Annotated in this window: 16 protein-coding genes; 7 read left to right on the plus strand and 9 right to left on the minus strand. The window is 40.1% G+C overall.

Annotated features, from left to right (window positions below):
• Positions 1-2,052, minus strand: a complete 2,052-nt coding sequence (dnaG, locus tag I6J03_RS07485) for a DNA primase (protein WP_003008938.1) — start codon at positions 2,050-2,052, stop codon at positions 1-3.
• A gap of 122 nt (positions 2,053-2,174) precedes the next feature.
• Here dnaG and I6J03_RS07490 point away from each other — a divergent pair, with 122 nt between their 5' ends.
• A complete protein-coding gene (locus tag I6J03_RS07490) occupies positions 2,175-2,513 on the plus strand; it encodes a UDP binding domain-containing protein (protein ID WP_232279787.1) in 339 nt (112 codons plus the stop codon).
• A gap of 46 nt (positions 2,514-2,559) precedes the next feature.
• Here I6J03_RS07490 and I6J03_RS07495 read toward each other — a convergent pair whose 3' ends face one another.
• From I6J03_RS07495 to I6J03_RS07505, 3 genes are all read right to left on the minus strand, one after another.
• The gene (locus tag I6J03_RS07495) at positions 2,560-3,192 is read right to left on the minus strand and encodes a porin family protein (protein ID WP_039990134.1); all 633 of its coding nucleotides are present in this window, start codon (positions 3,190-3,192) and stop codon (positions 2,560-2,562) included.
• 121 nt (positions 3,193-3,313) lie between these two features.
• Entirely contained in the window at positions 3,314-5,731 is a 2,418-nt protein-coding gene (locus tag I6J03_RS07500) for a GumC family protein (protein WP_003008944.1), read from the minus strand.
• A gap of 6 nt (positions 5,732-5,737) precedes the next feature.
• Positions 5,738-6,517 (minus strand): polysaccharide biosynthesis/export family protein, encoded by a 780-nt coding sequence (locus I6J03_RS07505; RefSeq protein WP_003008945.1) that lies wholly within the window; start codon positions 6,515-6,517, stop codon positions 5,738-5,740.
• A 439-nt stretch (positions 6,518-6,956) separates the two neighbouring features.
• Here I6J03_RS07505 and I6J03_RS07510 point away from each other — a divergent pair, with 439 nt between their 5' ends.
• The 6 genes from I6J03_RS07510 to I6J03_RS07535 all read left to right on the plus strand — a co-directional run bounded on the left by I6J03_RS07510 (position 6,957) and on the right by I6J03_RS07535 (position 13,993).
• Positions 6,957-7,865: a helix-turn-helix domain-containing protein gene (locus I6J03_RS07510; protein ID WP_232279759.1), complete on the plus strand. Its 909-nt coding sequence runs from the start codon at positions 6,957-6,959 to the stop codon at positions 7,863-7,865.
• A 110-nt stretch (positions 7,866-7,975) separates the two neighbouring features.
• Positions 7,976-8,506, plus strand: a complete 531-nt coding sequence (locus I6J03_RS07515) for a hypothetical protein (protein WP_003008949.1) — start codon at positions 7,976-7,978, stop codon at positions 8,504-8,506.
• Between the two features lie 109 nt (positions 8,507-8,615).
• On the plus strand, positions 8,616-9,206 hold the full coding sequence (locus tag I6J03_RS07520; protein ID WP_003008951.1) for a hypothetical protein: 591 nt from the start codon (positions 8,616-8,618) through the stop codon (positions 9,204-9,206).
• An 86-nt stretch (positions 9,207-9,292) separates the two neighbouring features.
• Positions 9,293-10,102, plus strand: coding sequence for a fimbrial biogenesis chaperone (locus I6J03_RS07525; RefSeq protein WP_003008953.1), 810 nt, complete (start codon positions 9,293-9,295; stop codon positions 10,100-10,102).
• On the plus strand, positions 10,086-11,165 hold the full coding sequence (locus tag I6J03_RS07530; protein WP_003008956.1) for a hypothetical protein: 1,080 nt from the start codon (positions 10,086-10,088) through the stop codon (positions 11,163-11,165). The genes I6J03_RS07525 and I6J03_RS07530 overlap by 17 nt, the downstream gene beginning before the upstream one ends.
• A 14-nt stretch (positions 11,166-11,179) precedes the next feature.
• Positions 11,180-13,993 (plus strand): COG1470 family protein, encoded by a 2,814-nt coding sequence (locus I6J03_RS07535; protein ID WP_003008958.1) that lies wholly within the window; start codon positions 11,180-11,182, stop codon positions 13,991-13,993.
• Between the two features lie 167 nt (positions 13,994-14,160).
• Here the strand turns inward: I6J03_RS07535 and I6J03_RS07540 are convergent, their stop codons facing one another.
• The 5 genes from I6J03_RS07540 to I6J03_RS07560 form a co-directional block, all read right to left on the minus strand.
• Entirely contained in the window at positions 14,161-16,470 is a 2,310-nt protein-coding gene (locus I6J03_RS07540; protein ID WP_003008960.1) for a GH92 family glycosyl hydrolase, read from the minus strand.
• A gap of 5 nt (positions 16,471-16,475) precedes the next feature.
• Positions 16,476-17,192: a basic secretory family protein gene (locus I6J03_RS07545; protein ID WP_232279760.1), complete on the minus strand. Its 717-nt coding sequence runs from the start codon at positions 17,190-17,192 to the stop codon at positions 16,476-16,478.
• A gap of 5 nt (positions 17,193-17,197) precedes the next feature.
• Positions 17,198-19,552: a GH92 family glycosyl hydrolase gene (locus I6J03_RS07550; protein ID WP_003008964.1), complete on the minus strand. Its 2,355-nt coding sequence runs from the start codon at positions 19,550-19,552 to the stop codon at positions 17,198-17,200.
• A 144-nt stretch (positions 19,553-19,696) separates the two neighbouring features.
• Complete coding sequence (locus I6J03_RS07555) at positions 19,697-21,505, minus strand: RagB/SusD family nutrient uptake outer membrane protein (RefSeq protein WP_003008966.1); 1,809 nt, start codon at positions 21,503-21,505, stop codon at positions 19,697-19,699.
• Between the two features lie 22 nt (positions 21,506-21,527).
• A complete protein-coding gene (locus tag I6J03_RS07560) occupies positions 21,528-24,632 on the minus strand; it encodes a SusC/RagA family TonB-linked outer membrane protein (protein WP_003008968.1) in 3,105 nt (1,034 codons plus the stop codon).
• Between the last annotated feature and the right edge of the window lie 9 nt (positions 24,633-24,641).

Consider the following 24,641-nt stretch of genomic DNA (forward strand, 5'->3'; position numbering starts at 1 on the left):
TCACTTGACAATAGTATTTCCCAGAAAATCTCCCAGTACGCGTTCTGCTTCTTTGAGTTTCTGATATTTACTCAGTAGTATTTCCAGATTGGCCTGGTCCTGCTCAGTCCTTAACTCTTCCCGGATTCTAAGCATTTCAGACTCTACTTTACGCTTTTTGATACGATAAATTGCCTGTATCACCAGATTTTTAAGCAGCTCGTACTCCTGTGTGACATAGATCTTTCGCTTATCGTCATTCCAGTTAGGACTTAGATTGTAAGGTGAGGCAACACAGGTAATGGCCAGATCGGAAACCAGCCTATCCTCATGAGAGAAAAACTGTTTTGCCTGAGGAATTTCAAATCTTTCCGCGTACTCTTTATACACACTAAGGATATAAGCACTTGGCTTATCTTCGAATTCTACATCATCGATACTGCCGAGTAACAATGGTGCAATAGGAATATCTCCGTCTCCTTCCCAGGTTGCCAGATAATCTCCATAATTGAGCAGTATGCGAATGATTTCGCGCTCCTGAAGAATCTCAGGAGTGATTTTATGTTCGGGTTCCGGAGCCGGTCCCCCACGCTCCTCATCTGTCATAAAGAAATCCGCAGGAGGCCCGTCTCCCTCAGACGGAGAAAAAGGGGAGGAAGAAGCGGACAGATTACGCTGATTTTTCTTATCCGCATCCTTGGCCTTTTTAACCCGGATATTATTCAGTTCAGAAAGCAATACGCGCTCTTCTATATCCAGCAGATTACTACACTGACGTATAAATACAGCCACCTTGATCTCATCCGGTATCAGAGCAATACTTTCTACGACATCCCGGATAACATCAGCACGCTTTATTGGATCATTTTCGGCATCCTTAAGGAGGATATTTGTTTTAAAAAAAATAAAATCTTCCTGATGATCGGCTATATATTTTTTGAAGGCATCTGATCCGAATTTTTGCACATAAGAATCGGGGTCATTCCCGTCCGGAAATAAAAGAATTTTTACATTCAGTCCTTCTTCCAGCAACATGTCTGTTCCTCTCAGTGAGGCTTTTATTCCGGCTGTATCTCCATCATACAGTATCGTTACATTCTTTGTAAATCTGGAAATCAACCGGATTTGCCCGGATGTCAGCGAAGTTCCGGAGGAAGACACAACGTTCTCCACACCTGCCTGATGCACAGACAATACGTCTGCATATCCCTCTACCAGATAACAGTTATCCGCATCAACTATGGCCTTCTTTGCAAAGTTGAGTCCGTAAAGTACATCCGATTTATGATAGATTTCGCTTTCGGGAGAATTGACATACTTCGGAACACTTTTTTCAGTTTTCAGTGTCCGGCCACCGAAGCCAATGACTCGTCCTGTAAGGTTTTGAATGGGAAACATAACTCTTCCTCGGAAACGATCGTACATACTGCCGTCGTCCCGTTGTATAGTGAGTCCGATTTCTTTCAGATATTCCTCCTGAAAACCGGCAGTTTTGGCCGCTTCGACAAGAGCTGTCCACTGATCCGGAGAATATCCGAGTTCAAACTTTTTTATAATATCTTCCCGGTATCCTCTTTCCTTGAAATAAGCCAGACCAATGGATTGCCCCATATCCGTCTGCCACATATTGTCTTTGAAAAATTTACCTGCCCATTGGCTCAGTACATACAGACTTTCGCGTTTGTCCTGTGCCGCCATCTGTGCCGGACTACGCTCCTGTTCTTCTACATCGATATGATATTTATTTGCGAGATAACGGATAGCTTCCGGATAGGAATATTTCTCCAGATCCATCACAAATTTCAGTGCATCGCCACCCGCCCCGCAACCAAAACACTTGTAAATACCTTTAGCTACAGATACGTGAAAAGAAGGTGTCTTCTCGTTATGAAAAGGACAATTTCCGATCAGAGAAGTTCCCCGTTTTTTGAGGTCTACGAAATCTCCCACGACCTCTTCAATACGGGCCGTATCCAACACTTTATCTATCGTTTCCTTTTTAATCACAGCATCTTCCTTTTGTGTTAGTAAAATTAGGTAATAGGATTGAGTAGACAAAATGATTACTTGCAACAAAGTAGCAAATACTTTAGTTACCAGGGAAATATATAGTTTCTACCGTATCCGGAAAGAAAATTGCATTCTATGGTTGGGCATTCAAAAAAGACACCAATGATACCTGCGAATCTGCAGCCATCTATGTGGCAGATTATCTTTTAAATGAAGAGGCTGAAATTGTTGTCTTTGATCCGAAGGTTTCTGCGGAGAAAATATATGCCGATCTGGATTATCTCAATACCCGTAGCCCGGAAGAAAACAGACGCCTGGTAAAAGTGGTACAGAACCCGACAGAAGCTGCAGATAAAGCACATGCTGTGGCCATCCTGACGGAATGGGATGAGTTCAAAGACTACGATTGGGCACAAATAAAGACCCTTATGAAAAAACCGGCCTTTGTATTTGACGGGAGAAAATTACTGAGCCGGACGCAACTTGAAGAATTAGGATTTAAATATTACGCTATCGGCGAATAAAAGAGCTGTCTCCTGTTCTGTTGAATTACAGGAGACAGCGCTTTTTTTACAATTGAATTCCAACACCAAGCGATAATACTCTGTTTTTCGCTGTATTGTCGATATTACTTCCGTATAAATTAGATAAGCCCAGAGCATAGCCCATATTCACCAGTAAGCCATTCTCAAACTTATAATTAGCCATCAGGCTAATTCCATAGTCTTGTCTTTTCATGTCTTTACCGTCGAAGTCAAAATCAATTGTTCCGCTTTTGTAATCATCACTCTGACCTTCAAACTTCTGCTTTCCAGAAAGGTTAAATCCAATGTAAGACCCGGCACCAAATTGCAATTGGTCATTTCCGATCAACATCTTACCAACAATATGAAGAGGAATTTCAACTACCCAAAGTCTGGTCTTCAGATTACCATAGCTGGTTTCACTCTCGAAAAACTTATCGTTATACCCTTTCCCTACAAGTGAAACACCAGGTTGAATTGAAAAATATTGTGCAACAGGCAGATCTACAAAACCTCCGACAAAACCGGATAAATATGTCCTCGGATTTCCGCCCTCAGCAAACTGAAAAGTAGGAAAAGCTAATCCACCCTTGACTCCGAATTCGATCTTTGATTTATATTGCGCATGCACCGCAACACTCATACAGATAAAAGCTAATACTATGCAAAGTCTTTTCATATAATATAAAATAAGTGTTTCTCAAATATACAAGATAAACCCAGACCTTGCACCAAAAAATAAGAGCGGGAAGTCAATTTTAACATCCCGCTCTGAGCATTTTTTTATAGAATAGAGTTCATTAAATTCTGTTCTTATCTTTTCCGAAGATCAGATTTTTCAAGCGTTTACGTAAAGATACCTCACCGGTATCGCCATATCCATAGCCGTAACCGTATCCATAGCCGTAGCCTCTGGCAAAGTCCACATCATTGATTACTACAGCCATATTCTTCAATTTGCCTTTCTCATACAGCTCTTTCGGAACATTTAGCAAACGCTTGTCCAGATAATTGGCTCGCGCCACATAAATAGTAAGATCTGCATTATCTGCGATCAATAGCGTATCCGTTACTAAGCTCACAGGAGCTGTATCCACCAGTACATAGTCATAATGCGTTCTGCAATACTCGATCACATCATTAAAATGTCCGTTCATCAATAATTCAGCAGGGTTAGGAGCTACATATCCGGAATAAATAACATCAAAATCGTAAGATCCCGGTTTCTTAATAATAATATTGTCGATCGGCATCTCCGGATTAATCAGGAATTGCGTAATTCCGATATTGGTATGCTGAAGGTGTGATAATCCTAAATAATCCAGTACTTTCGGACTACGGATATCCGCTCCTATCAATACCACACTCTTTCCTGACATGGCCAGAATACGTGCAAGATTGGTCGATACAAAGGATTTACCTTCTCCTGATGTAGTGGAGGTAATAAACATAACAGAAGAACTTCCCTTGCGATTCCCCAGCATAAAGGAAATGTTGGTTCGTAAAATCCGGAACGCTTCCGCCAGTGAACTACGGTCATTCTCTTTGATAATGGGATCCTTAGCTGACGGAACTTCTCCCAGAATAGGAGCTGAAAGCTTCTCCTCTATATCTTTTCTCGAATGCACCTTATTGTCCATCAGAAATTTGATGTAAAGTACTCCGAATGGAAGTAATATTCCTAATAACAGTGCAGCAAGCAAAACGATACCTTTTTTAGGTGCAACAGGAATGTCTGATCCAAATGCTTTATCAATTATTTTCAGATTGTCAGGAGTGGCAGCGGCCTTGATCTCATTTTCTTCTCTTTTCTGTAATAAGAAGAGATAAAGCGACTCTACAATCTGTTGTTGTCTGGAGATATCGCGATAACCTCTTTCCTGTTGAGGCAGATTACTCAATTTACCCTGCAGTTCAGATTTCTTACCCTTTGCCGCATTCAGCGAAAGCTGTACGGAAGTTCTGTAATTATTCAAGGAACGAAGCAGGTTATTATTGAGTACACGGATATTATCATTCAGATTCTTTACTACAGGGTTTTCAGGAGTAGACGATTTTAAAAGATCATCACGTTCTAAAACCATCCTATTGTACTCAGCTATTGTCTTTTCTATAGATACATCCTGTAACCCCACATTAGTTGGCAACAATTCTGTATTATTAGACTGAATAGACTCTCTCATAAAGTCCACCAAACCCAATTGCGTCTGCTGCTCCATGACATTTTTATCCGATTCACTAGCTGTTTGTAAATATAACTTTGCTTCAGCTTCTACATCTGTCAGTCGATTTCCTTCCTTAAATTTTTCAGCCTCCCGATCTACACCTGTCAAATCTCCTGTAATAATAGCCAGACGATCCCCAATAAATTTAGAAGTAGCACGAGTCAATTTATGTTTATCCTCTGTCAGATCTGAATTATATTGGTTGATCAGTTCATCTACAATCTGTTCTGCCTTTCCTTTCGAATTTGCAGTCATTGAAAAATTGATAATATTAGATTGTTTTTCCTGATTTGGAGTAATATTCACTCCTTTTATCAGATCCGATACCATTTTCTGTTTAGGAACAATAGTAATACCATAAGATTTACTTTTCGCCAAGTCCAATTGATTCCCATTTGGAACCAACAAAACCTCTCCGATGGTAGTCTTGATTTTCTTTCCAAAATCAAATGTTCCTACTTCTTTCGTCTTGAGGTTTTTAAGTAAAAATTTCGTATTTGATAACACCTCTACAGTAAATCCTCCATTTACTGTGTCTCTGTATTCTGAGGATTGATTCAATAGCACCCATTTGAATGGTGATTCCTGCTCTGTAATGTCTTGAGAAGCTAAGCTGCCTTTTACACTATAATTAGTTGATAAATTCAATCTATCTACAACTTTACTTACCAATCTTCTGGATTTCAGCACATCAATCTGATCCATTATTTGAGAGGAGGTTGTTGAGGAACCAGCCATTTCAGCGAGATCAGATAACCCCGCCAATTCTCCTTTTGCACTTTTCTCATCCGGCAAAAGAATCTTTGCATCTACAGCGTATTGCTTAGGTGCGTACCGCAGGTATAAAAAAGCAAGAGCAAGTATAAAAAACACTGAAATAATAAACCACTTCCAGTAGTAGAAGTATTGTTCAAATACAGCCTTTAAATTCAGTTCCTCTCCTTCGCTTTCCATAGAAGCATTAGGCAGAGTATGGTTGGGTTTTGGAGTCATAATAGATTAACGTACAATAACGGATATAATGGTAATAACTAATCCTGCAATTGAGATAATAATATTCGTATTCTGGCCATAATTAGCATTTCTGATCTGAGAACCATTCGGTTCTACGTATACCACATCATTTTGAGCGAGATAATAGAACGGCGAATTAAGCGCATCTTGCTTTGTCAGGTCTATTCTGTTCATGGTCTTGGCCCCATCAATCTCCCGGATGACCAAGACATTATTTCGCATCCCTTTCATAGTCATGTCTCCAGCCAGTCCCAAAGCTTCAAATATAGTTACCCGCTCGTTATTTAATGTATATGTTCCTGGTCTACCAACTTCTCCGACGATGGTTACCTTAAAATTATTGTACGAAATATTTACGCCTGGATCCAGTATATAGGTTTTCAATCGCTGACGGATCATATCCATTGCCTCCAGACGTGTCAATCCACCAACTTTAAGTTTTCCCAATACCGGAAAATCAATTTCTCCACTATCATCTACTGTATAAGTTGGTTTAAAAGCCATATCCGTAGCAGATCCTGCATTCATTTGATAAGCATTCTGTTGATTAAAGGGTTGGGTAGCTTTAATATCTGCCGCAGAAACCGAGATAGCCAAAATATCATTCGGCTGTATCTTTGGAATATGCTGCTGATAAATTGTACTGATCTGAGTAGAGTCAGGTTGAAGATAAATAATCTCTTTGCGCGATCCACAGGAAAACATCCCGACCAGGGTAAGAAGAAGCAGCGACAAGAAAAAAGCCCTCGATAAATTGATATTCATATATTCTGCTGAATAAAGATTGATATGGTATTAAAAATTTTCTATAATGCTTTGGCACAGCAATAATCAGTCCAAGGCACCATTCCTATCCCAATAAACCGTAAAAATACAATTCTTTTCAACAAGCAGGTACGTTTTTTTCAAATAAATAGGCAGGACTTATTTACATCTATATTCTCCAATCAAACTAAAAAACAACACAAATATCTATATATCAAAAACATACGAAAGAATGAGCAAATAAACTTAAACCTAAGTTACCTTTCATTTCAGTTAACATCAACTGATAAACAGGATAATTAGAAAGTACAAAATACTGCAAATATTATCTTCATAAACCTCTTCAAAACTTGTACTATCCATACGCTATAGCTATATTAGCATCCAGAATACCAGAGACATCTACCAACGTTTCGTCAGAAAAACATTCACTACAAAAATGAGATTGTACAATCTCTTTTCGGGTTGGGGTTATATGTCAATGGAAAACTGTAACACAAGTATGAGTTCTATGCCTATTGACTTCGGAATACATTTATCAGACAGTATACATAATCATCTTCCCCAAGCGTTTAACAATATCCGAAGGGATCTCTATATAATTCTGCTGACTCAGGATAAGCCTTACAGATTATATATCGGAGATTCAGAAGTTGAACTTGCGCCTCATACACTTGCCTATATTAATCCGAATATGGCTACGCGCTTTATTCCTCAGGGCGATGCGCATATGCATATCCTTTATTTCACAGCAGATTTTTATGCTCAGACATCAAGAGATACATTTTTCTTAACCCAAAGTCCGCTCTTCAAAGAGAATATCAATCTGTTTCAGTTATCTGAAGAAGGAATTTTATATGCTACAAATCTGGTTAATCTGCTATATAATATAAGAGACAAATACAAAGAGAAGATATATCAGGATCTACTGCACAATTTATTAGAACAGATACTGTTGCTGGGTATGATCTATAATCCGCATCATATTGAATATATTCACAGCGAAAATTCTGAAGAATTTCTGAGCAGATATTTCGAGAAGTTATTGGAACAACATCTTGCGAAAGAGAAATCCGTCAAATTTTATGCGGACATGTTGCAGGTTAGCTCCCGCAAGCTTACTGCTGCTACCAAACAGGCCTTAGGCAAAACACCAAAAGAGATTATTCTCGAGCATATTACACAGGAAGCGAAGCGTAAATTGACAAACACACAAAAAAGTATAAAAGAGATCGCCTATTCTCTTGGATACAAGGATGAGAACAATTTCAGTTCTCTGTTTACAAAAGAAGTGGGTTGCTCTCCGAAAATATACCGTCGCCGGAACCAATACCCGCCTAAAGACTAAGATTACATAAATTAATGATCGTACTCATTAACCTGTAATTTCACAAGAAATTAATCGGATATTAAAGTATGATTTGTTAAATTTACAATATCACCTATTGAGGAGGCTCTATGAAATGGTTAGTACTTCTGTTCATATTTATAAGTGTTGCAAATGTAGAGACTGCGTTTGCACAGGCGACAAGACCTGTACAATTAAACATTATACTTCATGAAGTACAGCACCTCTCCGTCAATCCTGAACAATCTACTACTAACCTTGAATATAAAACAGTAAAAGATTATCAGGAGGGTGTTTCCAAAACACAGAACAATCACCTGACAGTACTTAGTACTACACCTTATATTATAAAAGTACAGGTTATGGAAAATGAGCACCAGGCAGGCAATTCTGCATCTGGGTCATCACCTTCTCTTGAGCTTTTTGCGCAACCCACTAATTCTACATTTCCTGTTCATACCGAGCTTCAGCAACTCAGTACTAAAGATGCTTCTTTAATCAGTAGTGACCACCCAAGTACAGGCACATATTACGATGTTATCTACAAAAGTACAGGACAACAGTCTGCTATAGATTTCATCAGAAATAACGAGAAAACCACCTACTCCAACACCATTCTCTACAGCATCGAAAGCAAGTAAATATTCTTTTGTAGAGACCCATCTACAAAAATAGGTGTTACAACAGTTTTTCATATTTCTTTGTTCCTTTTTCATCTTTTTGGATCCGTTATTCCATAGTAATTTTGTCATGTCAAAGAAATACAAACAGTTTATTTTCAGAGACATAGCAAATTTTAAACAACAAACGAAAATGAAAAAATTCTTATTGGCACTTGTAGTTACAGGAGCTATGGTAACAGCAGTAAAAGCACAAACAGCAGCAGTAAAAGTTAATGTTATCCTTAACCCAATACAATCTATTTCTCTTGGAGAAGGCGCTTCAAACGACGTTGTAAATTTAGAATACAAAACGGTTGAAGATTACAAAAACGGAGTATCCAAAACAGTAAACAATCAACTATATGTTACTTCCATTGGTGGAGGCTATAAGATAAAAGCGAAGTCATCAGTCAACAATCCGGTAGCGACTACCGCAGCCGAAAAAAACATTGACGGTAGCACTGTAACAGTTAAGATTGAAGGAAAAGGAACAACATATACAAACAATATCCGTGACCTTGTTGCTGGTAAAGATGCTTACCAGTCAACAGCTACCTCAGGAGAATCATTAAACGTAACATATGCAGCAGCTGGAAACAATGCTTATGTTGACAAAGTTTTGAACAAACAAAAAACTACATACACTGTAAATGTTGTGTATGAAATCACAGCAGAGTAATCTCAGAACATTTATAAATACAAAAAACTACATCTTACTTGGTGTAGTTTTTTGTATTTTAGGACATTCTATAAGATCCTACCACTATGAAAAATCTGCTTATTAGTATACTTTTACTGGTATCTGCATCATCTGTATTTGCTCAGACAGGTATTACGGTAGGCCCTCCGCGGACTTATTTTGTAGCCGGTCCTGGCCAGCAGCAAACACAACGTATTTCTATCAGCAATCCGAGTAAAGATTATACTATGGAACTGGCCGTTTCTTTTGAAGACTGGCAGTATAGTACATATGGAGACAATCAGACTTTTCCTAAGGGAACATTAGCGACATCATGTGCAGCATGGCTTTCTACACCGGAGATTTACTTTTCACTGAAACCTGAAGAGACCAAGATGATCAATGTTAATATTTCCGTACCAAAAGATTATGTGGCACTCGATACAGTACCCGTGCGTACAGCCATGATGTTTGTCACGCAGATGAATCCAAAGACCGGAGTTAACAAAGAAGGAGCTAATATTCGTATAGCACTTCGTTCCGGAATTAAACTTTACCAGGCATTGCCGGGTAAAAACAATGCGGATATCGAGATTGAAGGACTTAAATATAACAAGGGAGAATTGCAGACACTTGAACTTAACTTCAGCAATATAGGTAACATTTGGGCAGACGGACAGATTGCAGTAGAGTTACTTAATCAGGAAAATGGAAAAAAAACGGAGTTACCTTCTTCAAATTTCTTTACCATGCCACGGGATAAGCGCATCTTCCCTATTCCCTTACCTAAAGAACTGGAAAACGGAACCTATCTCGCTTCCGTACTTATCAGCTATGGAGAGAAAGATGCTGTAAAAATCGGAGAACTTGAATTCAATTATGAAAAATCAAATTAACGTTCTTTTTGCTCTTATCATATTTCTTCTCTTTGGTAGTATACCATTCCAAAGTCAGGGACAGTTGCGCTTTGATGTTTACAGCACACAATATCACAATGTAACTTCTTATAACGGATATGATAGCGGAGTCGGGAGTCATACTTTTCATTTTTCGTATAATGGCACAAGTATCAATATTCCAAACTGGTCTGTAACAGCCCGGGTGAAAGCCCCTATTGTACCGGAAAGCGGGAATAATGTTTCCGGCCAACCTTTTCCGGCAGATAAGATCGGCTTCAGGTTTACACATGACGATGCACAGTCTGTCAATCTATCCAGCATCGGAGCGACCACAGCCTTAATTCCTTTGCAGCAAAGCAACGAGGTCTTTATGATACACAATTCCAAAGCGCCAATATTTTTTCAAAGCCAATATAACGGATATATGCAGTTTCGGCTTTATTATACACTTCAGATTGCCGGAGGTGATTATCTGGATCTCTTAAAGAATAAAGACCCCTACAATATTATTGTTTACGGACTTCCTGTCCAGTATACCGTTTATAATGAAAAAGGAGAGGCAATCCTGAGCAGAGACGTATACTACAGAATACAGATCAACAATACCCTTACGGGAGGATCTACCGAACCGGATTACAGTATCTCCATTATGGAGAATGCAAAAAACGGAGTGCTGGAATTTATTTCTTATGCAGACTACAAGAGAGGAGTAACAGCACAATACCCGGATGGACTCCGAATTAATTCTATCACAGACTTTGAAGTAAATATCAAAGCTTTGGATCCCGAATTTAAAAATGCAGCCAACAATACATTGGACCTTTCGGTTTTAAATATACAATTGCAACCCGCTACCGATGCTTCCAAAACATATAGCAACCCCATGCTTCCGATAAGCACTTCTGCACAAACTTATCTTATAGGGACAGCAAACAAAAGCAAGAAAAAACCGCAATATTTTAATATTCAGTATAATGCATCTTTTGATCAGCAAAAACTTTCTACTATTAAGTCCGGAGCTTACCAAACTTCTATAATATATGTTCTGACTCCAAGATAGTCAGCTGATTTGTCATGAAGCGTTTTTTATTTCTCATACCGATTGTATTCCTGAGCTTTATGTTTCATATGAAAGCAGCAAAAGCCCAGGTTCACTCCGGTATTCAGATTAATACCGCCTCGTCGCTGCATGTAGAAGAAGGTGTGATCCAGCTCTCGGTGGAAGTTATAAATACGGGCTCATCCATTTTCAATGGTTCTTTAAAAATAGACGCACCGGCCAATCTTTCTTTATTGAGTCAGAATACAGTTGAAATTGCCCCAGGCAAAAAAAAGTATCTGTCTCTTAAGTTCAAATGTTCCGGATTAGCAAACCTGAAAGACAAAGCGATACAAATCACGGCGATCAAACAGGCAAACGCCGTTTCAGCTCCCGTCCGGATCAGATTGGATGTTGCAGAGAAACGTGCTGTCACCCTGCACAATATGACCGATGTTCAGCTGCTACAGCGTGTAGGGGATATTGTATATGTAAAAGCACTTATACGAAATGAGGGAACATCTGACGAGAAGATCAATTTAGTCTTTTCATCTCCGGACAGAATAGGCAGCCGTTCCTTTCAAACCATTTCCATGGATTTACCTTCCGGGAAGGATACATTAGTTACCTACAGCTTTACAGTTGAAAAGTACATGATGCAATTACCACGGTACAATCTCAATATTAACGGGCTATATCCTTCCAATGATATCTTTGGCAACCTTTCCCTTGTATTTAACAATGTATCTTCTGTGCGAAATTATGACAAGATGTTTCGTCAGGATCCGGATATAAATACCTATTCGCGAAATAATATAGAATGGATAGCCAACAACATAGGAGAGCTTAACAGTATGTATTATCTCCGTTCTGTGGGGGAGTATGAACTTTCAAAAGCGAAGTATCTGCGATACAATCTATATGCTACTACATATGGGAAAATAGCCGAAAAACCACAGATTACAAATACCTGGATCAATGTAGAAAAAGATAATAAAGGTATCGTTGCAGGCAATCTGCAGGAAAGCTACGATATGTTTTTCTATGGTCGCGGAGTGAAATTTTATACTGCAGACTCTGCTAAAAATAATTCATTCGAAGCTGCTGTAGCAGAGAAATCATTTGATCTGTTGGCCAATAACACCACGGATCAGGGTTATTCGGCCTATGTCCGAACTGTATTAGGCGATCAGCTTCCGGATAAAAAATACTATTCGGGAACTCTATTCTACGATCATTCTCCTTATGACAGTACGGAAAGTTTTCTGTTCAGTAATACTTTTGGCTTCTTCAAACAAGCACAAAGGGACAAAATACGACTTGACGCTGATATTGGTGTCGGATTAACCAACCGGCTGCATCCGTTAGCGGGAATGTCAGATGATTCCAGACCTTCTGCAGCTCTGGGACTACGCCTCTTCACAAGACAAAAGGGATTCACCTATTCCAGTGACAATTATATCAGTACAGCCTATTATCCCGGAAACAGAAGAGGAAGTGTTCAACTCAATCAGTATATTAACCGGAAACTGGGGAATGTAAGTATTACCGCAGGATACCTTTTTAATAAATACAATCCTAAATATCTAAACCGGAACTTGTTGTTCGATATGGAAGCAACAAATTCACGAGCAAATATAGACTTTACCATTGCGGTAAATGACCTGCTTACCTATTCTGTCCAGCCAAACTACACGACTGAAAGCGGGAATAGCTTTATCAACAACAGCTACCCAACATTAAGTATTAAGAGCTGGACATTAAATAATATCTTCTATTTACGCTCACGGAATTACAAACATACTTTTTATATTTCGTTCGAAACAGGCGTGAGCCGGTTAAAAAATATAGAAAATAATACATGGATTTACAGGGGAAATTTCTCTTACAACTATGATGCATTCAATCTGTACGGAAATTTTCAAAAAGGCAATTTTCATATTTATGATGCCCTACCTAATTTATCCGGTGTCGATGATGAAAATTACAGAGTATCGATCAGCCCCTCTTATCAAAAGCAGTTTTGGAATAAAAAAATGTCTGCTACAGTAGGAGCAATACTGAATATCAGCAGCTATTCCGGAGAGAATTATATAGCCAATGCCTCTCTGCAGTACCGGGTCTTGAAGAATACCATTCTAAGTGGTTCATACTACTATTATTATCTCAACAGCAGGAGCAATTATACAAATGGGTACGGGAATATTCAGGTTGGTGTACGGCAGAATCTTCCGTCAGGCGTCTCCTCAGGTCAGCAAACCAAAAATGGAGATCTTGAAATCCTCTGCTTTTACGACAATAATAATAATGGATTTTTTGACACAGGTGAAAGCAAAGCTGTTAACTATACATTATTGATTAATGATCTGATGCTCACAACTGACAGGCAGGGACAGGTAGCCTTCAAAAATATTCCATATGGAGAACTAGCTGTTGTTTTCCCTCCGAAAGATGGTTTTCAGGCAAATAATCAAAAAATTCTCATCAACAGGAGCAAGACAAAGCTATCCGTTCCGCTTCAGCAAAGCGTACAAATCGAAGGGACTATTCAGCTAGCCTACGATCCGGTACGTAGTGTAGCTGTAGATACCGACCTGTTGGGTTATAAAGTTTATGCAAAAGATAACTATGGACACGTATTTGAATCCCAGACCGATACAAAAGGATCCTATTCGCTTTTACTGCCTGAAGGGGAATATATCTTCTTTATGGATGAAAGTACTTTCCCGGAAAATATCTATCTCGATCAGAACTCCTATCCGATGAAGGTCACCATCGGACAGAAAGCAACAGCGCCTGCATTCAACTTACAGATCAAAGCAAAAAATATACAAATAAAGCGATTTTAAAAAATAAAGCGCAGTTTCCTGCGCTCTATTCCGGGATCATTATCCAAATGATATGGTTTCATAAATCCCGGATCACCTTATCAATCACCAATTGATTATTTTTCAGCTACTAACCTTGATGTAGACACCCTGTCAGTAGCCTGTGTTACTCCTTCAGCTATAAGCAGCTACCGCTTTACAGGCTTGTTACTCATCTCAAAAAGAAGTTCACCCCCATTTTTGATGCTTTCATAGGACAGCAGAAAATCTTTTATTACGACACCATTAAAAGATACCTTTTTAACATATACATTGTTATCCGATTGGTTTTGTGTGTTAATAACTAATGTTTTCCCATTTTCCAGATTTAACTTAGCGGATTTGACAAGAGGACTGCCAATCCAGTAATTATTATCACCGGGAGCTACCGGATAGAAGCCCAATGAACTGAAGATATACCAGGCACTCATCTGACCGCAATCATCATTACCACCTAAGCCCGCCTCCCCGTTTTGATATTGATGACGGATAATTTCCCGTACGCGTTTCTGCGTTTTCCATGGGCTTTTTGTGAGATTGTAGAGATAAGCAATATGATGAGAAGGTTCATTTCCATGTACATAATTACCGATGATACCCTCTCGCGTAATGTCTTCTGTCTGTGCAAAATAGTGATCCGGAAGATGCATAGTAAACAGAGAATCAAGATAAGCTTCTATTTTTTCGGTTCCGCCCATTACAGCTATCATTTCTTTTGGCTGATGCGGTACATATAGACTATAGTTCCATGAATTTCCTTCTATAAAACCCTGTCCATGCGTATCCAGAACATCAAATTTGCTTCTGAAATTTCCTTTGGAATCTTTAGGACGCATAAAGCCTATTGACTTATCGTAAAGGTTCCGCCAGGATCCGGCACGTTTCATAAACGTTTCATAAACCTCCTTATTACCCAGTTTATTAGCCAATTGAGCAATACACCAGTCATCATAAGCATACTCCAATGTATTGGACACAGAAGTCCCGGAGATATCATCGGGCACATACCCCAGATCAATATAGGCTCCGATACCTTCATATCTTCTGGTATTAGCCGTCTGTACACAGGCTGCTAAAGCTGCCTGGGCATCACCTTTGTATACGCCTTTCATTATTACATCTACGATTACGGATACCGAATGATATCCGCTCATGCACCAGTTATCATTTGCGTAATGCGACCATATGGGCAACATCTTTAACACACTTTGATCATAGTGCGCCATCATTGAGGCCACCATATCCGAATTACGGGAAGGGTTGATCAGATTCATCAAAGGATGAAATGCCCTGAACGTATCCCATAAAGAGAATGAAGTATAATTAGTGAAGCCTTCCGCTTTATGTATCTCCTGATCCAGACCTTTATATTCACCGTTGCTGTCCATATAGATGGTCGGCATCAGGCTGGCATGATACATCGCGGTATAGAAATTGACAAGATCTTCACTGTTGAGCATATCGACCTCGATTTTTGCCAGTTCCTTCTCCCACTGGTGCTGCCCCTTCTTAACAAGCTGTTCAAAACTCCAGTCCGGAGTTTCTTCATCCATATTCGCCAGAGCATTCTTCATACTTACCGGACTTAAGGCAACCTTCATCGTTATCTGCTCGTTATCATCCGTATCAAAATCCAGATGCATACGAATATTATGTGCTGCCAGATCCGGGAAATTATCCTGTTGATTGAATTTTCTCCAGAATCCGTTATAGAGCGGCTTCCCGTCCACATAACGTGCGCCATAGTTTTTAAATGGTTTAGATGTTTTTATAGCAAAGTAAACCGTTCGCGTACGTGCCCATCCATTAGTCTGCCGGTATCCTGTAATGAGGGAATCATTATGTACTTTAACTACTGTCCATACATTTTTGCCTTCATAATTATAAATACCTGCTGTCAGATCAAGGATAAGATGTGATGCATCCGATTTAGGAAAAGTATAGCGATGTACACCTACACGCGCAGTAGTGGTCATCTCAGCCCGTATGCCATGTTTATCCAGCAGAACGCTGTAATAATTTGGTTGAGCAATTTCATTCTGATGACTGTAAGGCGAGCGGTATCCGTCCTGAGGCCGTTGGACAGTCCCGGGATTGAGCTGTAATTCACCTTGTGTTGGCATGACTAATACATCCCCCAGATCAGAATGTCCGGTCCCACTAAAGTGTGTATGACTGAAACCGACAATTGTCGGATCATCATATTGATAACCGGCACAATACTTATACACATCCCCATTGTACTTCCCGTTGACTGCATAAGGAATTGTATCTGTATCCGGACTGAGCTGTACAGCACCGAAGGGCACGGTTGCTCCCGGAAAAGTATGTCCCATTTTGGCCGTTCCAATCAATGGATTGACATATTGGATAAGGTTTTGCTGTTGTGCCTGACTTACAAATGGAATATGCGCCAAAAGAACAAGAGATAAAAAAGAGACTGTTAACTTTACATTCATAGTGATTAGTTTAATGAGGGATCAGCAGCATAGCGGTCCCAGAGTTGATCCAGATCCTGACCTGTCTGTTGCTTCCAAAAGCTGTCGCTATATTTTTTTATTCGCATTTTCTGATCCAGTGCTTTAATAATATTCTTCTTTACTCTTCTGTCCAGCCAGTAAAAGAAACGGGCTGTAATACGATAAGAGTCTGTATATTTCTGTTTTTCATTAAAGTCAGGCAGCTTCCAGTTTGCGGAAGCATTATCAATTCCTTCTGTAAATCTCACATAGTCTGCAATACCCTCCGTGATCCACCACGGGCCGGCACCATTTGGATACCCCTGTATAATATGCATCACTTCATGGGTCACGACATCAATATCATTGGGATTTTTCTTAAACCATCCCGGACTATAGCGAACAATGCCTCCGGCAGTAGCTGCTACTCCATTGTAGCCCGGATCGATCACAAAAGAAACCTGCTTCCGAGTATGCTTATTATATTTCTTTGCTAATTTCGGATAATTAACAAAATAAGTATCAATAAGTTTTTGTTTTAAAGCCGGATCAAAATCTGCCTGTTTGTTGATCCATATCAAAGAAAATTTCCCTTTACTGAGTGTATCTACTTCAAAAGCCTCTTTCCGATCATCATCTGTGTGTTGCCAGTTGTTTTGTGCATATACCGTAACATGTCCTGTTCCAATCATTAATAGCAGGCAACACAAGATTCGTTTCATTTTTTTCATTTTTTATTTTTGGTTGATTTCTTTGTTATTGTTTTCCATTCCTCACTCATTGAATACGGAGCGGAAGATGCATCCGTTCCTCTCGACAGATTGGGTGTAGTACTCATATCAAAATTCAAGACTCCGCCCTGCATTAAACCGTGATGACTAAGCCAGTTTTTATAATAGGCTTGTCCGTTCAACTCCAGATTATTAATATAAATATGCTTATCTGATGCATTCTTTGCGATAATCTCTACTTTATGACCGTTTTCAAAATGAAGCACTGCCTTTGGAAACAAAGGTGCACCTATTACGTATTGATCAGTTGCCGGACATACCGGATAGAATCCCAATGCTGAAAAAACATACCATGCAGAGGTCTGGCCATTATCCTCATCTCCGCAGTATCCGTCTGGTGTAGCCCTATACATTCGATCAAGAACCTGCCTGACCCAGTACTGTGCTTTCCACGGCTGTCCTGCATAATTATAAAGATAGATCATATGCTGAATGGGTTGATTGCCATGAGCATATTGCCCCATATCCGCAATCTGCATTTCCCGGATTTCATGAATAGTTCCTCCGTAATAGCTGTCATCAAATACAGGTGGCTGTGTAAAAACACTATCCAGCATCTGTATAAAAATCGCTTTCCCTCCCATCAGATCGATCAGCCCTTTCACATCATGAAATACGCTCCAGGAGTAATGCCAGCTATTTCCTTCGGTAAAAGCATCCCCCCATTTCAACGGATTAAAAGGTGTCTGAAATTTTCCATTCTTATTTTTTCCACGCATCAGATTGGTTGAAGGATCAAACAGGTGACGATAGTTCTGTGCACGGTTTGCGTACAGATCTATCTCTTTCTGTGGTCGCTTTAATGCTTTTGCGAGTTGATAAATAGCAAAGTCATCGTAAGCATATTCCAGAGTCCTTGCCGCATTTTCATTGATGCCTACATCGTATGGAACATAGCCCAACTCATTATAATAGCCCACTCCCTTACGTCCTACAGCGGTCATCGGACCTTCATTGTTTGCCCCATGCAGAAGACCTTCATAAAGTGTGTGTATATCATAGCCCCTCAACCCTTTCATATAGGCATCAGAAACTACAGATGCCGAGTTGTTTCCAATCATAATGTCTGCATATCCGGGACTGCTCCATTCGGGCAGAAAACCTCCCTCCAGATAAGCATTTTTCAATCCTTCCTGCATTTCCACATTTATGGACGGGTACATGAGATTAAGAAACGGATACAATGCCCGGAATGTATCCCAAAATCCTGTCCCACCATAGAGATAACCCGGCAAAACTTCCCCGTTATAAGGACTGTAATGCAAAACCTCACCTTCTCGGGATATTTCATAAAGCTTATTCGGGAAAAATAAAGTACGGTACAGCGTAGAATAAAAGGTTCGCATCTGATCAATATTTTCTCCTTCTACTGCAATACGACCAAGTTCTGCATTCCATATATTCCGCCCATCCGACACCAGCTGATCAAAGGATCTGTTGCCCAATTCTTCCAGATTTACCAGAGCCTGCTCTGCGCTGATAAAAGAAGATGCGACTTTAACATGAACAGTTTTTGACCGGTCCTTAATTTTAAATCCAACAATAGCACCTGTCTGATTCGCCGTTGATTTTGTTTTACCATTGAACCTCGACTTGTCTTCCCAGGTCGAAAAATTATCAAAAGGCTGATCAAACATCAATACAAAGTAGTTTTTAAAATTTGGGAGTTTCCCTCTTGAATATCTTGATGAATATCCGATAATCATATTCTTTTCCGGAATAATCTGTACTTCGGAACCTCTGTCAAAAGCATCCAGCACGACAAAGGCACTATCTGTTGGCTGAAAAGTAAATCTAAACATTGCCGCACGCTCTGTAGGTGTTATTTCAGCTTTGACATTATGATCAGCCAGGTACACCGAATAATGATAGGGTTTGGCAGATTCCGACTTATGAGAAAACCAGCTTGCTCTTCCTTCCTGATCAAACACCGCTTTTCCGGTTACGGGCATCAGTGAAAATTGTCCGTAATCATTCATCCATGGAGAGGGCTGGTGTGTCTGCTTAAGCCCTCTTATTTTATCCGCAGCGTACACATACTGCCATCCATCACCATTTTTACCCGTCTGCGGTGTCCACATATTCATACCCCATGGTAATCCTATAGCCGGATAAGTATTCCCATTGGAAAGTGATGGTTTTGAATCTGTACCCATTAAAGGGTTTACCAGATCTACAGGTTCTATTGAACGGCCATTGATCTTCTGTGCTACTGCAGGAATCGGATTTATGTATCCAATTGCCAGAAATATGCCTATGCTTAATCCTGATAGTTTATTCTTTATTTTCATGGGTATATATTAGTCTCGTCATCAATATGTCAGAGCAATATTCGGGCTCTGTAAGTAAAGAGATCTTGCGCCATATCCATCAGCACAAGATCTCCATTCGTAAATTATGCGTTGAGCATCTTGCTGTTCAGGTTTAAAAACCTGTTACCACCCTGCATTTTGCACCATTTTTTCATTCTTCAAAATCTCTATATTCGGTATCGGAAACAGGTAATCTCTCTCCTTCTTAAATACTCTTGTTTCAATAAGAGTTTTGGTATAAAAAGCATCTCCGTCAGCATTCAGATTTAATCCGTATACAGCACTTCCGTCTGTATCTTCGGCAATTTTCCACCTTCTTGTGTCAAAAAATCTTACATTCTCAAAAGCCAGTTCGACCTGTCTTTCTCTACGTATTGCCTCCCTCATGGCTCCCTGAGATCCCGGAACAGGGATAGTGGCAGATCCATAGAGCGGTATTCCGGCACGCTCGCGGATCAGATTGAGATATTTGAGGATATCCGCATTTGCCGGATCAGATTCATTGAGAGCCTCTGCATAATCCAGATAAATATTGGCCAGCCGGATCAGAAGTGCTCCGCGGCTATTTCCATTTGCAGACACATTTTTGCGAACGGTGTATCCTGTTGGAGTCACATCCGAAGTACTTTGTGATCTTCCCGAATTACCGCTGTAATTGAATTGAGAAAGTACAGCCGTACTACTGTTTGCCTGGTTTAGCCAATAACTTCCATTATAAGTAATGCCCACATAAAATCTCGGTTCTCTGTTTACATATGCTCCGAATGTCGTTCGTGATGCCACATCATAGGGTGCTTTAAAGCTGACAAATCCATCTTTTGTATAGCCGGAAGTTACATCCGTTATAGATTTTCCGTTATTCATAAAGTAAGCATCTACAATTGTCTGAGTAGCTCCTAAAGCTCCTCCTCCCTGTGCTCCCGAAGGAAATCCGACATGCTTGGGCGTGCGGTCATATTGTGCATTATTACTACTGTTGGAGCGGGCAAAAATCCACTCCTGATTCCAGTCCGTTGTCATCACATTGCGACAGGACAGATATGCAGCAACAAATGGATCTGCATTGCTCACTTTATACAGCTGATAGTAATTAGGTACAAATTCGTCAATAAATGCTTTAGCTGCTGCTGCTGCATCTCTCCACTTTTCGGGATTTGCAGTTGTACTGAACAGCGCAGTACCGTCCGTATTTTTTATTCCCGAAAAAGCGGTATTACCATTAAACAACGGACTTGCATTCAATAATAACGCTTCTGCTTTATATGCCTTTACCACACCTTTTGTAATGCGTCCATATTCATTATTACTGGGTTCATATGGCAGATCTGTATATGCTTTATCGAGTTCTGACACGATATAAGCAATACACTCATCAAATGGTGTACGAGCCAGTTTCAGATCAGAGATAGGTTTATTAATATCCAATATCTCCTCTCCCAAGATCGGCACAGGCCCATAAGCTCTTACCAGATAGTAATAATACAAGGCGCGCAATGCTCTTGCTTCTGCCTTGTAAGTCGTCTTCATCAGATCGTTTACTTCTACAGGATTTGCCCCGTCTATGTTTTGAATAAAGTATGAAGCATTCCGGATACCCCGGTAGTAGCTGTTCCAGAAACTTTCTATGGTCCCATCCGTATTACTCCATACCGATCTGATCATATTGTTACTGTAATTAAAATCCCAGGTGTATTTGGCTTCATCCGAAGATGCCGTCCACGGACCAGAATTCTGTGTAGCCACAAACCGCTGAACCATTTCATTCGGAATTACAGAATAGATATTGGCCAAAAATTTATCGGTATTGGCTTTGGACTTAAAAATATCCTCTACTGTAATGACATCATCCGGCACCTGATCCAGATACTTATTACAGCCACTAAAGCACGACATCGTCAGCAGTGCAAATAAGATATATATTGATTTTTTCATGATCTTTGATTTAATAGATGAGTTAAAAACTAGCCTGAACACCTAATGTTACTGTGCGGACATTCGGGTATCGGGTACCATTGCTGGTATTGAGTTCAGGATCCCACAGCTTAAATTTACTCCAGTACAGCAGATTGACTCCCTGGATGTAGATCCGGGCATTTTTCATTCCTATACTCTGAAAGGTTCCCTTTTTAAAATTATACCCCAGATCGATGGTTTTTAATCTCAGGAAATCGATGTCTTTGACCCACCAGGTAGAACTGACAGCATTATTTTTATTTGCGGCATTTCCATAAGCCAACCGCGGATAGAAAGCATTGGGATTAGGATTTTCTTCTGTCCAGCGATCTTCGGCAACAGCAAATAAGTTACTTCTCTCGGCTCCTGTACTGTTATTAAATGGAATAATACCATCTCCGGCAATCTGCCTGTCGGCTCCTGAAATTCCCTGAAAAAATGCACCTACATAAAACTGCTTATAAGTGACATTAAATCCGAAACCGTAAATCGTATTCGGAACATCCCCGTTACCAATGCGTGTAACATCATTTGCATTGATTACACCATCTCCATTCAGATCTCTGTAACGGATATCTCCTACTCGCTGCGCACCCAAAGCACTCTGATCGGCATGTTCAGCAATCTCTTTCTGCGACTGGAATAAGCCATCTGCCACATAACCAAAACGAGACAGATAATTCACGCCACGTCTTTCCATATAGTCGAATGGCTGTTTTGGCTGATCATTTTCTATAACCTTATCCTTATTGTGGGTAAAGGTCGCCCGCATATCCAGATAAGCTTTGCCTATAGCAATGGGAGCCAGTTCCAGAGTTGCATCTATACCTTTATTATCCAATATCCCCAGATTGCCCCACGGAGAACTGTTCAATCCTACATAGCCCGGAAGCGCACCCCGCTGCAGGAAAACGCCTGAGCGTCTTTCTTTAAAGAAATCGACTGTCAATGATAATTTAGATTTAAAGGTTTTGATCTCTATACCAAGATTCTGTTTATGAGATTCAGCCCATTGTACATTGGTTCCGTAATCTGTAATAGCCGTTCCGCCATATCCCACATTATTGGATCCGTTACCGAAAGTATAGCCTCCTGCATCGGTATTAACTAAAGTCAGATAGCCAAAACGCCGCACCCCACTGTTAATATCCAATGCTCCGCCATCTCCGACTATACCATTGGAATAACGTAGTTTTAAGAAATCAAAAACATCCTTTACAGGTTCATAGAATTTTTCATTAGAAACAACCCATCCGACTCCGAAAGAAGGGAAAAATCCGAATTTCATATCTGGAGCAAAGTTTTCAGAACCGTTATATCCGAAATTTCCCTCCACAAAATACTTATCGGCAAAGGAATAAGTCAATCTTCCGGCTAATCCCTGACTTCTGAAAGGCAATGAGGAAGTTACGCTATTCGCAAAAGCAAATGTTTTCTCTCTTTGATTGAATAACAACATAGCACTGATCGTATGATCCTCTGCAATAGTGGTGTTATAGTTTAGAGATGCCTCGGTATAGAACTGTCTGTTTGCATCATTACTCTTTGAGAACGCCAGATCATCTGTACCTTGTGATATGATATTCAATATCGGGTTCCCGTTTTCATCATAGGGGAATAATCTGTTGATCAGATAAGTACTCCTGTTGCGGACACGATTAATGGTGTGCGAATTCCATATATCAAAGGAATATAAAGCAGAAAATGTCAATCCCGGAACCCAAAATTTCAGGTCCTGTGTCAATCTTGCATTAGTCATAATCTGATTAGAGAAGATATTCTGGAAACCTGTCTGTGTGACAAGCGCATAAGGGTTGGGCTGTGCTCCTGCACTGCTGACTCCCGGCACCAGATTACCCGGGTACATCACCGGATATAAAACCGGATTGGTCTGCATGACATTTGAAAAGGCATCCTGCGGATTTACCCCCGGATAGTTGATATTAGCCACATATCCCTGCATTCCCAACTCAAATTTGGTGGTAGAAGTCCAGTTCATCGATACATTAGAGGTGAAATTGTACCGCTTAAATCTTGTAGTAGCATCATAACTCTGTAATGCATCGGTACGTAGCAGACTCTCTTCATCATAATAGGCTCCCGACACATAATAGTTGGCAAACTCAGATCCACCTCTTGCACTGAAGTTGGCTCTGCGATTAGTAGATACACTTCTGAATAATTCATCCATCCAGTTTACATTAGGGTATAAATAAGGATCTGTACCCAGAATGGTATTGTTTATATAATTATTTGAATATTCTTTCTCCAGTCCTGTCGCTATCCGGGCCTCATTCCTAAGTTTCATATACGTCACTCCATCCGTTAATTCAGGTCTTTTAGTAAAGGAAGTCAGTCCCTGATTGTAATTGAACATCAGGACAGGTTTTCCGCTCACCCCTCTTTTCGTAGTAATGAGAATTACCCCATTTGCTCCTGCCACACCATAGACCGCCGTAGCTGAAGCATCTTTTAATATGGTAAAAGATGAAATATCCTCCGGATCGAAGCTATTGATATCCCGTCCCTGAATACCATCTACAACCACTAACGGGGAAGCATTATTTCCGGACTGATTAAAGGTCGAGATACCTCTGATCCAAAGATCAGCTCCGTCCGATCCGGGGAGCCCTGTCCGCTGTACACCAATCAGTCCAGAAATCCGTCCTGCTAAAGCCGCACTCAGATTGGCGATAGGTACTTTAAGATCTTCAACTTTCACAGTAGACTGCGCACCGACCAGACTGATCTTCTTCTGCTGTCCGTAGCCGACCACCACAACTTCATTGATGCTGTTATTGATCGCTTTGAGGGTAACATTAAGGTTGATAGTCGTATTGATAACGGTTCGGTAATCTTCATAACCGATATAACGAACTATTATGGTATCTCCTCTTGCTGCAAGAATATTGAATTGTCCTGACGGATCAGTAGCAACAGTCTTTTTAGAAGCCGTATTGACGACAGTAACACCATCAAGCGGATTATTCAGTTCGTCTTTTACTGTACCAGTAATATCCAGTTCTGATTTTGTCTGCGCAAATGCTGCAGACATACAGACTGTACCGATCAGCAGCCAAAGGCTGACGAGTAACTTTCTTTTCATATTTGGTTT

Origin of the sequence: Sphingobacterium spiritivorum, assembly GCF_016724845.1 — a bacterium.
GTDB classification, from domain to species: domain Bacteria; phylum Bacteroidota; class Bacteroidia; order Sphingobacteriales; family Sphingobacteriaceae; genus Sphingobacterium; species Sphingobacterium spiritivorum_A.

Bases quoted from the DNA above. Each gene is read 5' to 3' on its own strand.
- I6J03_RS07495 (WP_039990134.1), bottom strand. From the start codon at position 3,192: ATGAAAAGACTTTGCATAGTATTAGCTTTTATCTGTATGAGTGTTGCG.
- I6J03_RS07545 (WP_232279760.1), bottom strand. From the start codon at position 17,192: ATGAAACGAATCTTGTGTTGCCTGCTATTAATGATTGGAACAGGACAT.
- I6J03_RS07530 (WP_003008956.1), top strand. From the start codon at position 10,086: ATGAAAAATCAAATTAACGTTCTTTTTGCTCTTATCATATTTCTTCTC.
- I6J03_RS07500 (WP_003008944.1), bottom strand. From the start codon at position 5,731: ATGACTCCAAAACCCAACCATACTCTGCCTAATGCTTCTATGGAAAGC.
- I6J03_RS07555 (WP_003008966.1), bottom strand. From the start codon at position 21,505: ATGAAAAAATCAATATATATCTTATTTGCACTGCTGACGATGTCGTGC.
- I6J03_RS07510 (WP_232279759.1), top strand. From the start codon at position 6,957: ATGAGATTGTACAATCTCTTTTCGGGTTGGGGTTATATGTCAATGGAA.
- I6J03_RS07550 (WP_003008964.1), bottom strand. From the start codon at position 19,552: ATGAAAATAAAGAATAAACTATCAGGATTAAGCATAGGCATATTTCTG.
- I6J03_RS07540 (WP_003008960.1), bottom strand. From the start codon at position 16,470: ATGAATGTAAAGTTAACAGTCTCTTTTTTATCTCTTGTTCTTTTGGCG.
- I6J03_RS07520 (WP_003008951.1), top strand. From the start codon at position 8,616: ATGTCAAAGAAATACAAACAGTTTATTTTCAGAGACATAGCAAATTTT.
- I6J03_RS07525 (WP_003008953.1), top strand. From the start codon at position 9,293: ATGAAAAATCTGCTTATTAGTATACTTTTACTGGTATCTGCATCATCT.
- I6J03_RS07560 (WP_003008968.1), bottom strand. From the start codon at position 24,632: ATGAAAAGAAAGTTACTCGTCAGCCTTTGGCTGCTGATCGGTACAGTC.
- I6J03_RS07515 (WP_003008949.1), top strand. From the start codon at position 7,976: ATGAAATGGTTAGTACTTCTGTTCATATTTATAAGTGTTGCAAATGTA.
- I6J03_RS07535 (WP_003008958.1), top strand. From the start codon at position 11,180: ATGAAGCGTTTTTTATTTCTCATACCGATTGTATTCCTGAGCTTTATG.
- I6J03_RS07505 (WP_003008945.1), bottom strand. From the start codon at position 6,517: ATGAATATCAATTTATCGAGGGCTTTTTTCTTGTCGCTGCTTCTTCTT.